This is a genomic window from Sphingobium sp. BS19 (assembly GCF_027925545.1).
In the GTDB taxonomy this organism is placed as follows: Bacteria; Pseudomonadota; Alphaproteobacteria; order Sphingomonadales; family Sphingomonadaceae; genus Sphingobium.
Window position 1 is genome coordinate 274,520 of record NZ_BSEF01000005.1, and the last position, 12,721, is coordinate 287,240.

17 protein-coding genes are annotated in these 12,721 nt (G+C 65.8%); 1 reads left to right on the top strand and 16 read right to left on the bottom strand.

Going from position 1 to position 12,721, the window contains the following annotated elements; translation table 11 throughout:
* Positions 1-89 precede the first annotated feature (89 nt).
* From QMG56_RS07515 to QMG56_RS07540, 6 genes are all read right to left on the bottom strand, one after another.
* Positions 90-908, bottom strand: a complete 819-nt coding sequence (locus QMG56_RS07515; protein ID WP_281821946.1) for a DUF2163 domain-containing protein — start codon at positions 906-908, stop codon at positions 90-92.
* Complete coding sequence (locus QMG56_RS07520) at positions 905-3,220, bottom strand: DUF2460 domain-containing protein (protein WP_281821947.1); 2,316 nt, start codon at positions 3,218-3,220, stop codon at positions 905-907. The genes QMG56_RS07515 and QMG56_RS07520 overlap by 4 nt, the downstream gene beginning before the upstream one ends.
* Positions 3,221-3,399: 179 nt before the next feature.
* Positions 3,400-3,960, bottom strand: coding sequence for a tail tape measure protein (locus tag QMG56_RS07525; RefSeq protein ID WP_281821948.1), 561 nt, complete (start codon positions 3,958-3,960; stop codon positions 3,400-3,402).
* Positions 3,953-4,150 carry a phage tail assembly chaperone gene (locus QMG56_RS07530; protein WP_281821949.1) on the bottom strand — a complete coding sequence of 66 codons (198 nt, stop codon included), beginning with the start codon at positions 4,148-4,150 and terminating at the stop codon, positions 3,953-3,955. The genes QMG56_RS07525 and QMG56_RS07530 overlap by 8 nt, the downstream gene beginning before the upstream one ends.
* Before the next feature lie 199 nt (positions 4,151-4,349).
* Positions 4,350-4,676 (bottom strand): GTA-gp10 family protein, encoded by a 327-nt coding sequence (locus QMG56_RS07535; RefSeq protein ID WP_281821950.1) that lies wholly within the window; start codon positions 4,674-4,676, stop codon positions 4,350-4,352.
* Positions 4,677-4,742: 66 nt separating this feature from the next.
* Positions 4,743-5,150 (bottom strand): phage tail tube protein, encoded by a 408-nt coding sequence (locus tag QMG56_RS07540; protein ID WP_230187085.1) that lies wholly within the window; start codon positions 5,148-5,150, stop codon positions 4,743-4,745.
* 64 nt (positions 5,151-5,214) lie between these two features.
* Here QMG56_RS07540 and QMG56_RS07545 point away from each other — a divergent pair, with 64 nt between their 5' ends.
* Complete coding sequence (locus QMG56_RS07545; RefSeq protein ID WP_230187084.1) at positions 5,215-5,523, top strand: hypothetical protein; 309 nt, start codon at positions 5,215-5,217, stop codon at positions 5,521-5,523.
* Between the two features lie 135 nt (positions 5,524-5,658).
* Here QMG56_RS07545 and QMG56_RS07550 read toward each other — a convergent pair whose 3' ends face one another.
* The 10 genes from QMG56_RS07550 to QMG56_RS07595 all read right to left on the bottom strand — a co-directional run bounded on the left by QMG56_RS07550 (position 5,659) and on the right by QMG56_RS07595 (position 12,627).
* Positions 5,659-5,958 (bottom strand): GIY-YIG nuclease family protein, encoded by a 300-nt coding sequence (locus QMG56_RS07550; protein ID WP_281821992.1) that lies wholly within the window; start codon positions 5,956-5,958, stop codon positions 5,659-5,661.
* Positions 5,959-6,213: 255 nt separating this feature from the next.
* Entirely contained in the window at positions 6,214-6,960 is a 747-nt protein-coding gene (locus tag QMG56_RS07555) for a hypothetical protein (RefSeq protein WP_281821951.1), read from the bottom strand.
* A 49-nt stretch (positions 6,961-7,009) separates the two neighbouring features.
* Entirely contained in the window at positions 7,010-7,396 is a 387-nt protein-coding gene (locus QMG56_RS07560) for a DUF3168 domain-containing protein (RefSeq protein WP_281821952.1), read from the bottom strand.
* Between the two features lie 215 nt (positions 7,397-7,611).
* Entirely contained in the window at positions 7,612-7,809 is a 198-nt protein-coding gene (locus QMG56_RS07565) for a hypothetical protein (protein ID WP_375713653.1), read from the bottom strand.
* Positions 7,806-8,339 carry a phage head-tail connector protein gene (locus QMG56_RS07570; protein WP_281821953.1) on the bottom strand — a complete coding sequence of 178 codons (534 nt, stop codon included), beginning with the start codon at positions 8,337-8,339 and terminating at the stop codon, positions 7,806-7,808. The genes QMG56_RS07565 and QMG56_RS07570 overlap by 4 nt, the downstream gene beginning before the upstream one ends.
* 200 nt (positions 8,340-8,539) lie before the next feature.
* Positions 8,540-9,679: a phage major capsid protein gene (locus QMG56_RS07575; protein ID WP_281821954.1), complete on the bottom strand. Its 1,140-nt coding sequence runs from the start codon at positions 9,677-9,679 to the stop codon at positions 8,540-8,542.
* A 144-nt stretch (positions 9,680-9,823) separates the two neighbouring features.
* Entirely contained in the window at positions 9,824-10,342 is a 519-nt protein-coding gene (locus QMG56_RS07580; RefSeq protein WP_281821955.1) for a hypothetical protein, read from the bottom strand.
* Between the two features lie 77 nt (positions 10,343-10,419).
* Positions 10,420-10,821 (bottom strand): HK97 family phage prohead protease, encoded by a 402-nt coding sequence (locus tag QMG56_RS07585; protein WP_281821956.1) that lies wholly within the window; start codon positions 10,819-10,821, stop codon positions 10,420-10,422.
* Positions 10,822-10,892: 71 nt separating this feature from the next.
* Positions 10,893-11,204: a DUF6127 family protein gene (locus QMG56_RS07590; protein ID WP_281821957.1), complete on the bottom strand. Its 312-nt coding sequence runs from the start codon at positions 11,202-11,204 to the stop codon at positions 10,893-10,895.
* Between the two features lie 241 nt (positions 11,205-11,445).
* Positions 11,446-12,627: a phage portal protein gene (locus tag QMG56_RS07595; protein ID WP_281821959.1), complete on the bottom strand. Its 1,182-nt coding sequence runs from the start codon at positions 12,625-12,627 to the stop codon at positions 11,446-11,448.
* Positions 12,628-12,721 lie beyond the last annotated feature (94 nt).

The window sequence follows — 12,721 nt, forward strand, 5'->3', positions numbered from 1 at the left end:
CAAAATCGCGCGGAGCCCCAGAGACGCGGAGCAGTCGCCCCAAGGCACCACCCCCTCCGCGCCTCCGCGTCTCCGCGCGACCCAAAAAATCACCCCCCCGGATACCGCGTCAGCAAATCATTCCCCGGCAGATACGGCTCCCCCCGAAAATTCACCGCGTTCCCGAACCGCGTCGAGCAAGTCGCCATCCGCCGATCGCACCCCTGCGTCAGCACCGCCAAAGCCCCCTCGACCACCGCAAAAGCCGGCGCATCCGCCAAAGTCACCCCCGCCGCATCGTTCGCCACGACAGCCTGCGCCAACCCGGCATTCGCCCCCGTCAGCCAGCGCAAAGACCCAAAGGCATAGACTCCCGCCTCAATCCCCCCGACCACAGCCACATCCTCGCCATCCACTGCGCCGACCCGCACCACCCGCCGATGCTTTGCCAGATCCACCCCACAGTCCCGGTCCCCCAACACCGCGCGACAATCGGGCGACGTCTCCGGCGCGACCGGCCCCGACAGCACTGCGCCCGCACCCACAAGCTCGGCAGTAAACGCCTCCCCCTCGCGCTCCACCGCCCCAATCTCACCCGCCGCAAGGTCCAGCCACAGCGCCCCCGGATCGGTCCACTCCGTCAGGAACAGCGCGACCGCCGCCCCGTCCCATCGCCCCGCTTCCAGATCGCGCGCGGTGATCGCATCGCTCGACAGCGCGCCCTGCACATCCATGCTGTCGACATCCAGCGAAGACCCCTGCCGCACCGCCGATGGCACCAGCCCCGGCGCCGCGCGATACACCACGCCGCCAATGCGCAAATCGCGATCATGGCTCGTCAGCCCGATGGTCACCCCATCGCGCCGCTCCAGCCGCCAGCAAAATGCCAATGCCGCCAGTTCCTGCCCCAGAACGTCGGCCACACTCACGCCCGCAACTCCACCAACGGCACCGAAGGCACATCCCCCGCCGCAAAGGTCGCACGGCTCACATCCAGCCGGTCCTCGGCAAAGCGCACCGGCACATCGAACCGAAACCCCGCCGTCAAAGCCGCGCCCACCGCAGGCGCCACATCGAACGCAATCACACCCAAGCCCACATGCGCCCAGCCGGACAGCGCCTCGACCCCATCCACCGCCACCCGGATCGTCCCCGCCACCGGCCGCGTGACGATCCGCTGCTGCGCGTCCGCACCCTCAAGGTCCATGGCCCCATAATATTTGCAGAGTTGAAAGCTGCTCGTCGCCCCGTCCCCGGTGCCCAGAAACTGATCCAGCGCCCCGCCGTCCCCCGACGAGAAATCGAACGGATCGGCAAAACGGAACCCCCGTGCTGCCCCCCGCCGCGCCCGGAAAAACGCAATCAGTTCCATCACATCGGATTCAGACCTCACACCCGGTCCCACATCGAACGACAATCGCGCATCCGCCCAGTCGCTGCTCCGCCGCTCATGCCCGGACAGGCTCTCCACCGTCTGCGTCGAAAAGGCCGGGGACACGCTCGCCTCCCGCCCGATGCTCAGCGGAAACACCACATCGTCAAAGGCTTGCATTGCATCCTCCCCATCGATCCTGAAAAGCGTGAAGCCATCACGCGCCACCTGCGGCAATGCCCAGACAAACGTCGCCGCACTCCCCCGCGCCACAGACGCCCCCGCCGCGTCGGCAATCCGCGCCCACGCCGCCGCCGCATCCTCGGCCCGCAGAACAAACCCCGCAAAATACTGCTGATCCGCCACCGGATAACCCAGCCGCGCCGCAGCCTCCGCCACCCCCCGCGCCGCCAAGGCGGAACGCCCCTCCGTCACCCAGTCATAATCCTCAAGCTGCAACACATCGAACGCCGGACTTGCCCACCCCAGCGGCATATTCGCCCGCTTCGCTTCCGGCGCGTCCGGGTCCAATATCGTCGGCAGATACGCCAGCAAATGCGTCACCGCCCCCGGCGCGACATCTCGCACCGCCGCGCACAAAGCCGCCGTAGACGCCGCCAGCACAGCCCCCGCCGCATCCAGCAAATCCCTCTGCGCCCCGCTCAATGCCCCCCGCACATCGGATATCGACACCGGCGACCCACCAAAAGCCGCCCGCGCCACGTCATCATACAAACAGATCCGCCCATCTTCGGGCATCACCCACCACCAAGGCTCCCCCACCTGAAACCGCACCGGCAATCCCGCCGCCACCGCGATCCCGACAAAGGCCCGCGCCACATCCTGCAAGAACCCCATCGCCCCCGAATGCGCAGGCGACAGCAAAGTCGAAGGCGGCACCCACGCCGTCAGCGCCGGGTCGCCATTCTCCGCTCGCTGCTTCCACTCCGCCGGACAATGCGCATCGAGCAATTCATAAGACAGCGACCAGATCACCCCGAAATCCAGCGCCTTCGCCCGCGCCGCAAAGTCCCGATGCCACGCCGCACACACCGCATTCAGCGCCCCCGTCGCCAGCCACTCCCCGCCGACCCGCTCCAGCGCGAAATAATGGCTCATCCCCACATAATGATTGATCGCCCCGCGATACCCCAAAGCAAGCACCTGCCGCAGCACCCGCTCCGGCGTCTGGTTGAAGCAATCGTCATATCCCGTCGCGATGCACAGCCCATGCTCGGGCACCATCACATCGCCCACCGCCAGCACAGACCCCGCTCCGTCGCAGGCAATCTCGCTTATCTCGACCCACCCCTCCACAGGCGCGGCAAAGGCCGTATCCCCCGCATCGTAACCCGGCGGCACGACCGAGATGAACATCCGGTCCACATCCCCCGCCCACACCGGATCGGCTTCCACCGGCAGCGCAAACCCGCCACTCAGCGCCGCAAAATCCAGCGTAATTTCTGCATCTTCCGGCGCACCGCTGGCATAGTTCCACAACCGTACATACCAGTTCCGCGGCGCCCCGGAGGAATCCCGCCCCTCGATCGTCAGCGTCGCCCCATGCGTCTCATCCAGCCGCCGCACCCCGGAGCAGCGCCACCGAAACCGCAACACGCAATCCCGAAAATCCCGGTCGGTCGCATAGCTGAGCAAAGGATGATCCCACCGATCCTCCGCATCCAAGATCACCCCCGCCAGATCCCCCGACCCGCAAAAAACGGTATCCACCCGCAAAGCGTCGGGCGCGGTCGTCACAACACTCGCCACAGCCGGCCGCGCAAAATTCACCGTCCAAAAAGGCGCCGCAAACCGCTTAACAACGCCAACGTCCTGCCCCGCCCGAGCATCCGCCAACCAATACTGCATGATGTATCTCCAAAAACCCCTCTCCCATTTAGGGAGAGGGAGGGGCCCGCCGCGCAGCGGTGGGAGGGTGAGGGCCAGCGGGATTCCCCCGCAAATCCTTTCCCCGGCGAAGGCCGGGGCCCAGTTCCGACCTTGGAACTGGGCCCCGGCCTTCGCCGGGGAACGCTTCACTACAGACCCTACTCCAAAGCCCCCCGCACCGCCCGAGCCACCTGCCGGGCACTCCGCGCCAAGGCCTTGGGCGCATCCCCGCCACTCCCCGCGACATTCACCGTCACCCGAACCTCACGCACCCCACCAGAGCCACCAGCTACCACCTGCCCACTCGACGTCGGCACAAAGACCTCAGGCCCCCGCTCCCCCACGATATAGCCGCGCCCCGGCGCCACCGGCCCGCCCGTCGCCCGCCCCGGCAGCCCCAGCGCGCTCCCCAACAAAGAAGCCCCGATCCCCAGCAACCCGCCCGATCCGCCGCCGCCCCCAATCGCCCCGATCCCCGCCTGCAAGGCACTCCGCGCAATCTGGTCCAGCACGGACGATGCCACCCGCTGCAAATCCTCGAACCCGAATTTCCCCGTCTTCACCGCGCGCAGCAGCCCGCTTTCGATGGCCCGCCCCGCCCGGTCCCCCGCACTCGCCAGCGGCCCCTCAAGCCCGCTGCGCATCGCCTCCACATCCCGCGCAAAGCCCTGCACATCCGCCCGCACGCTCACGACCAACCGTTCGATCTCTTCATCCATCCGGATACATCTCCCTCAACCGCGCCAGCGTCCCCGCATCCGGCGGCGCACCAACCGCCGCCTCACCACCAACCGCCCCGAATATCGCCGCCAGTTCCTCCGGCGTCGCCCGCCAGAACACCTCCGGCGTCCACCCCAAAGCCCACGCCGTCACGCCGGAAAGCCGCACAGCCATGTCTGTGAATGTCATCTAAAACTCCTCCCCATTCGGGGGAGGATACGGAGACTTAGCCGCAGGCTTAGTCGCAGTTGGAGAGGGGTTTCGCCCTATCGCTTGCACATAGCCTCTCCCACTGAAGAACAAATGTTCGCGCGGAGCCGCGGAGACGCGGAGCCGTCGCCCCAAGGCACCACCCCCTCCGCGCCTCCGCGTCTCCGCGCGCCCCAAACTATCCCGCCCCCACCAGAACCTGCCGCAACACCACGCGCAACACCGGCATCGCCGCACGCAATCCACCCGCCACGACAGCCTCGCCCAACACCTCCCGCGTCAGCCCTTCAGGCCGCGCCTCCAGACAATGCCAGAACAACCCCGCCATCTCCGACAGGCGCAATTCCCCCGCCGCCGCCCGCTCGACCAGCGCGAACAGCGGCCCCAATTCCGCCTCCGCCGCCACCAGCGCCGCAAACGAAGGCCGCAATGTCAGCACCGCCCCCGCCACAACCAAAGCCGCCTCACCCCGCGCCACATTGGGCGCCGCGTTAGCCACCGTCATCACACCCTACCCCCCGTTCGTGTCGAGCGAAGTCGAGACACCCCGCGCCACCCACCACGCACCCACTCACAAACTCACCACCGGCCCGCTGCTCTCCAGGCTCAGCGTATAATTGCGCTCCCCGTTATAATCCCCGGCATAGTCCAGCCGCGTAATCAGGAACCGCCCGCGCATCCGCTCGCCACTTTCAAAACTCAGCTCGAAATCGTCGATCGTCCCCGACAAGGCATGGTTGCGTATCCGCACCTCAGCCGCCGATCCCGTGAACAGCCCCGCCGCCGACACGCTCACCGCGCGCACGCCCGCACCCGACAGCAGCTCGCGCCAGCCGCCGCTATCCTTGCTGGTGATGTTCACCGCCTCGCCGCTCACCGACATCTGCGTCGTGCGCAAACCCGCCACCGTCGCATAGCCAATCGGCGACCCGCCATCCCCGACCTTCAGCAAGAAAGCGCTTCCTTTTTCCACTGCCATATCGCATTCTCCGTTCACAAAATGTCACGTTCGGACATGCGCCGAACACATAGGAGGGAACCCCATGCTCGCTATTTCCACCGCTCTGATGCTGATGCTTGCCGGCACGCCGGATGAAGACATGGGCATGGCGCGCAAAGCCTACGCCAAATGCCTGTCGGACTTCACGGCAGACGCCCGCTCGCGCCAGGTGTCCGCCGCCGATTACAAGGCCGGCCTGCAACCCAAATGCGCCGACCAGGAAGCCGCCCTGCGCACCGCCATCCTCGCCGCCGACAAAGCCGACGGCCTGAAACCCGCCGCCGCCCAGGCCGACGCCGACGATCAGGTAAAGGAATATCTCGAAAAGTTCACCGCCGACTACGAAGGGTAAGAGGGGAGCGCCCCCTCCTCAACGTCACCCCGGGCTTGATCCGGGGTCCCGCTTCTAAGCGCAAAGTACCAGAGACGCGCCGCCCAATCCTAATCCGTCGCCCCGGGCTTGACCCGGGGTCCCGCTACCCTCCGCTCACACCAGCAGATCGAACAAATCCCGCCAGTCCGGATTCCCCTGCTCGATCAGCGCAAATTTCCAGTCGCGCCGCCACCGCTTGATCCGCTTTTCCTGCTCGATGCACGCAACGATATCATCCGCCCGCTCGGCCCACACCAGACGATCCAGCCCATAACGCTTGCAAAAATCGGAACCCTCGCCCGACCGGTGCTGCTGAATCCGCGCCACCAGATGCGCCGTCACCCCGACATACATCGTCCCGCGATAGCGATCGGCCATGATATACACCCAACCACCCTGCCGCTCGCGCTCCATAAGCGAAAACATGTCAAACAGCGGGACCCCGGGTCAAGCCCGGGGTGACGGAAAGGTGATGCTCCCCCGTCACCCCGGACTTGACCCGGGATCCCGCTCCCCCTCCCTACGTCACCCCGGACTTGATCCGGGGTCCCGCTTCTCAATTCCGCAAACAAACCATCGCGCCCCACCCCGTTCGGTTCGAGCAGCTTCGAGCGAAGCCGAGAAGCGCCCGTCGAGAACCCAGTCACTGATAAATGCAACGCAACCCGATTACGGCACGCAACGCACTACCGTATCGAGATGCAAACCCTCCCGCGCGTTGTTGCTTACCGGCTGAAAACCACGGCTGCGATGCGACCAGTTATAATAGAGCACATCCCCATCGTCCGCTATTTTGAGCACTGCGTGAAACCCCCAATGCACACCCTGCTTGCCCGGATTCCACACAGAGAATCCGTTCAGATCGCCTGACTTGCGCGCCGGGCCATTGGGCGTTTCGATGCAATAATGTCGCGCACCTGCCACATGCCGCGCATCCGCCAGGATCGCAGGCGCCGTGGAACCGGCCCACTGCCCCAAACCGATCCACCAGCCAAGAATAAAGCCGCCAGCCGTCAACCCAAAGAAGCCAAGCGGCACGACAAACCGCAACCCCTGAGCCTTCACACAAGCCCCCAACGCCCCTGCCGAAAGCAGCAGATACCCGATCGAGAAACCCGGTCCCAGCAGCAACCCGTCCCCAAACGCCCCTTGACCGGACCGCCCCATGAAATCGACCACAATCGTGAAAGCGCTTGCTGCGGCCAGCAGCACTGCCAGTGCATTTACGGCCCTCTGTGTCCCGTGCTTTACGCACACGTACACGATCACGGGAAGTACCAGCAACCAGAGCACCATCGCGATCAAGAACACCCCATTAAGTACCGGACCCCACATCCCAAGCGCATTTAACGTCAACCCCATCGCCAGCATGCACGCCAGCGCCGCAAGTGTTAGAAAGATGAAAAAAAGTCGCATTGGGGATACCTAAGGTGGAACAGGTTAAAACTTCAAACCTCCATTTACCTCACCCCAAAACCCGCACCCGATACTCCACCACAGCGCGCCACCCTTCATCCCGCGCGCGCAGCACCCGCGACCTTACCAACCCCACCGCGCCCATCTCGCACCCTGGCACCGTCACCCGCCGCACCGCCCCATCCACCAGCGCCAGCAGCGCCGCCAGTCCGTCCGCGCCCTCGCGCTTGTCCTGCACCGTCATCGCCACGCGCACTTCGCGCCCCGCGCGGTCCTTCGTGCCCCAGTCGACGCCGATACACTCGCCCAGCACGACATAAGGCGCGCTCGCCTTCACCGGAGCGCCGTCCCACACGTCGTTCAGCATCGCCGCCAGCGCCGCATCCCCGCGCAGTGCCTCCAGCACCGCCGCCCGCACCGCCATCTCATCGCCCATCCGTCCCTCCCCAAAAACATGCGCGCGGAGCCGCGGAGCCGCAGAGACGCCACCCCCCCCTCCGCGCCTCCACGTCTCCGCGCGAACTCAAAAGCCGCCCGTTCTCCTGCGAAAGCAGGAGCCCAGAGCGGCCAGCACGGCACCAAGCCCCCTGGACTCCTGCCTTCGCAGGAGAACAGCGTGTGGATAGAACCCCTCCGCACGCACCCAAAAACTCACCCCATCACCCGATACCGCAACCCCACATCCTCGACCCAGCGCGCCACCAAAGCCCGCCCCTCGATCACCACCGCGTCGCCTTCCTCACGCACCGTCACCCCCGGCACCTCCAGCGCCTCCGCCAGCACAAGCGCCCGCCGCCGATCCGCCGCCGCCTCACCCAAGGCGACACCCCGCTCCAGCACCCCCCTCAAGACAACCGCATCCGCCGCCAGGGCCGCCACAAGGCCACCACGGCAGCAGGCGGCACCACCGCTTCGCCATCGCGCTGCACATGCATTTCGGCGGCCATGCGCACGATCCCCTGCCGCACCCCCTGCGGCACAGCATCCGCATCCGCCGCCAGACCCGCGCGATACCGCACCCGCACGCGCCCCGCCGCGCCGGGCGTCATCACCTTCACCCAGCCGTCCCCATTGCGGTCGATGTCCACCGCGTAACTTTCCACCGGCAGCGCAAATTCCGCGCCCTCCGCCGGCACCCCCGTCACGCTGACAATCGCCACCACGGGCCGCGCAGACAGCAGCTGCCACGCGCCCGTCACCGGCATCACCTCCTCGGCATCGCGCTGCATCAGCCCCTGCCCCACAAACCGCTCGCACAGGTCCGTCGCCACCCGGATCAACCGCGTCAGCAGCGCATCTTCCGCCGCCAACTCGATCCGCAAATATCCCTTGAGGTCCGCCAGCGACACCGCCAGCGCCCCCTCCTCGACAAACGCCATCGAAGCCCCCTTTCACGAAAAAGCCGCCCGATGCGCACAGCACCGGACGGCCCATTCCCCTCTTCCGTCACCCCATGCGGGCCGGTCACCCCACCCCACCCCGTTCGCCCTGAGCGTGTCGAAGGGCCTTCCCTTTTGTCTCCAAGGAGAAGGCTTCGACAGGCTCAGCCCGAACGGTGATAGGGTGTTCTGCTTACCCGCTACGACACAGCAAACTTCATCACCTTGATCGCCTCGCTATTCGCCACCGCGCCGCCGATCCGCTTCACCGCATAGAAATGCACGAACGGCTTGTTGCTATACGGATCGCGCAGGATGCTCGTCTCGGCTCTCTCCGCCACCACATAGCCGTTGGCGAAGTTACCGAACGCAATCGCCAGCGCATCGGCGGCGATATCGGGCATGTCCTCCGCCTCGACCACCGGATAGCCCAGCAGCGTCGCGGGCGCGGCCCCCGCCAGCCCCGGCTGCCACAGGAACTGCCCGTCGCTCGTCTTCAGCTTGCGGATGCCCGCCAGCGTCTTGCTGTTCATCACGAACGAAGCCCCCTGCCGATACGGAGCCTTCACCGCCTGCACCAGATCGATCAGGCGGTCGGCAGCGCCAGAGGACGCAAACGCCCCCGCCGCCCCGCTCGCCACATATTGCAACGTACCGAACGCGCGCACCCCGTCCGCCTCCGCCGTCACCGGATAGGTCAGGAACCCCTTGGGCCGGTTGGTGCCATTGCCATTGACGAACGCCGCGCCCTCCGCCGCCGCAAATTCGCTCGCGATTTCCCGCGCCAGCCAGCTTTCGACATCGAACGCCGCATCGTCCAGCATCGCCTGGCTCGCGGCGGGGTTGGCGAACAGCTCGCCCGATGGCGGCGCGATTTCGGCAAAGCTCGGCGTCGCCGTCTCGCCCCGCGCCCCCGTTTCGGATGCCCAGCCGGACGCGACGCCCCCCGTCGTCACCAGCTTGCGATAACCCGCCGTACCGGTCTTCACCACATTGGCGATGGCGCGGATCGGCGACATGGCTTTCAGCACCCGCTCGATCTCCGCATCGATCTCGCGCGGCACCGCATAGCCGCCGACCGACCCCGAAGCCCCCGAAAAGCTCTTCAGCTCCACCCCCGCTTCCTGCCCCCGGCGCAGATAGCGATCGACAAACGCCGCCCGCTGCGGATCCAGATCAACCCCCTTCACCCCATCCAGCGCCGGCCGCTGCGCATCGATCGCCCGCGCGGCCATCACCCCCTTAAGCCCCGCAATATCCGCCTCCAAAGCGGCAATCTTCTCCCCCTGCAGCACAGCCTCAAAAGCCCCCTCCAGCGCATCGCCCTTAACTTCCAACATATGCTTCTCCTCTTTGGTGATTAGACACAAAAAAACCCTCGCCCCTTGAGGGAGAGGGATACGAAGACTTGGCAGCGTGCTGCCTAGTCGAAGTTGGGTGAGGGGTGCTCCGCCCTAGCGGTTAGTCAACTAGGCAAGACTGGCTTAGCGGCGCACTTCGATCTGGCACCCACCATTGAGCGACGAGAAACGAAAGTTCGTACGTCCGATTCGGGTTGCAGACGAAATCACAACAGGCGTCCATCCAAGCTTAGCAATACCCGCCAAAGAGCGTTCTTGCGCTGGCGTATGGCTAGGCTCCGTAGCAGCAATCATCACTGTCGCCGTTCTTTGGAAGTCGGGAAAACTCCTGCAACTTTGCCCACTCTTGTCTCGCCATTGCTGCGCCGAATAGGCATAAAATCTTACTACTTCGCCATTCGAAGCGACTTCCAGGCGAAGAAAGTGAGTAGGAGAGAAGTCATACCGCCACGCTTTGGCGCCGTTCACCGCCTTCTCTGAAACAGGATTTGGTGTGCCGTTCCATGCGACGCCAAGCTGATGAACCAGTGTGAGCGCGTCTTGCTGATTGTCCAGCGTGCGAGCGCCGGCGGCAGAAGCTAGAGCTGTCCACGCTAAGGCGATGCTAGAGATATTCCGCATGACGCTGGATGACTTAGCCATGATTTATCACTAATGGGCTACCCTAATCGCGCAACCGATATTTGCGTAGTGTTGAGGGGAAAGAAGCTGCTCTGCATTTACCCCTCCACCGCCACCACCCGCGCCAAGGGCTGCATAGGCACCGCCACCAAACTCACCTCCACCAGATCCAGCGCCACCAGTTCGCGCGGCCTTTCGCCCCGCGCTTCCCGCACGCGATAGCCAAAGGACAGCCCGTCCAGCGCCCCGGCGCGCAGCATTGCCGCGGCCTCCCGCCCTGCCGCCGTCCGCTGCGACACGCGCGCAATCACGCGCAGCCCGCGCGCATCTTCGGCCAGCGTCTCGACCAGACCCACGGGCCGGTCCACCCGATGCTGCCACAACAGCGGCACCTGCTTGCCCGCCAGCGCCCCAAACGCCCCCGCCCGCACCACATCCCCGCCCCGATCCACCGCATCGAACACCGCCGCATACCCCGCAAACCGAACGCTCCCCTCCAAGGACCCCCCCTCCCTTCCAGGGAGGGGTTGGGGGTGGGTGGCGAGCGCAGCGAGCCCTTCAGCAACCACACTTACGACTTCACCAACCCAAACAACCCCAGCTTCACCGCCATCCCAATCAGCACCAGCGCCAATATCCCGCGCACCGTCCAGCCAACCACCGCCTTCCACGCCGATGTCTTCGCGTCGCGCCACGCGCGCAACAACTCGCGCAGTTCGGCGACATCCTTCTCCGCCCCGCGATCCGCCAGCCCGAGCCGCTCCAGCGCCCGCCCCGCGCCCAGATCGCTCGCTTCCTCCACCAGCGCCCGGATCATCACCAGGTCGCCGCCATCTCCCTCGGCCTGCGCGACCAGCCGCGCCAGCATGTCCGTGTCTTCCATGAAATCTCTCCCATCCGTCCTGCTCCCGCATCCGCAGGAAAAATCATTGCGCGCGGAGCCGCAGAGACGCGGAGAGGCCGAACCCGGACGCACCCCCTCCGCGCCTCCGCGTCTCCGCGCGCACCAGAAATCCGGCGCGCGTGGATCACCCATTTCCTCGCATCCGAAACACCCCCACCACCGTTCGCCCTGAGCTTGTCGAAGGGCCCTTCCTTTTAAGAAAGGGAAGGCTTCGACAAGCTCAGCCCGAACGGGGGATGGCTAGCGCCGGAAGCGCAACATCCTCCCTGCCAATCCCCAGCATCCCCCGCTTCTCCTCAGCCGTCAGGAAATCCGCCGCCGCCACCCGCTCCCACAGCGCCACGCGCTCGTCCGCCAATGCCAGCACCCGGTCCTGATCCACCGCCAGCCCGATCCCCGGCCACCACCCGTTCAGCCCCTGCGCCACCGCGCCCAGGATCATGTCCGCCAAGGGCAGCACCGTCTGCCGCCACAGCGCCTTGTTCGCCTCGCGATAATTGGCATAGGCGTTGTCCCCCGGCAGGCCGATCAGCATCGGCGGCACGCCAAAAGCCAAAGCAATCTCCCGCGCCGCCGCGCTTTTCAGCCCCACAAAGTCCATGTCCGCCGGGGTCAAACTCATCGCCTGCCACTTGAGGCCACCCTCCAGCAGCATCGGCCGCCCCGCATTGCTCGCCCCGGCAAAGGCGCTTTCCAGTTCCCCCTTCAACCGCTCGAACTGATCGGGCGAAAGCGCCGCGCCTTCCTCCCCCGGATCATAGACCAAGGCGCCCGAAGGCCGCGCCGCATTGTCCAGCAGCGCCTTGTTCCACACCGTCGCCGCATTATGGATCGCCACCGCCCCCGCAGCAGCCCCCACGCAGCCCAGCCCATAATGATCGTCCAGCGGATGCGCGGATTTGATATGGATCACCGCCGTCCGCCCGACCGCATCTTCGGACGCCAGCCGCGTCACATGCGCGCCGACGCGATAGAGATACGCCATCGGCCACCCCCGCGCATCCGCCTCCACGCTCACCCGCTCAGGCCGCAGCGCGAACAACTCGGCGGGACCCCCCTCCGCATCGCACGCAATCTGCACATAGCCATTGCCATGCAGCAGCAGGTGCATCGCCAAAGTCTCAATGAGCCGTTGCCCACCCGACCGTTTCTCCACCAAAGCCAGCGCCGCCGCGCGCTGTTCCGGCGTCCCCCCAGACGCGGAAACCGCTGCCCCGCCCGCACTGTCCGTCACCAATCGAAACGCCCGCTGCGCCACCGGATTGCCCATCACCCCACCGCGCACCTGCGCTTCATAAGATGCAGGCCACTCGCCCAATGGCGTGACATTCCCCCCACCCAAAGGCCGCGAAAAGAAAGGCCGCGCAGTCGCCTGCGCAGCCTTGAAGCCGAACCATTTCATAAATCGCTCCTACGCTTTTCCCGTGAAAAACACCCCTCCCCAACCCGTCGGCTTTCCGCTATATTTGCGACGCAACTTCCCGTGGGGGGGACTT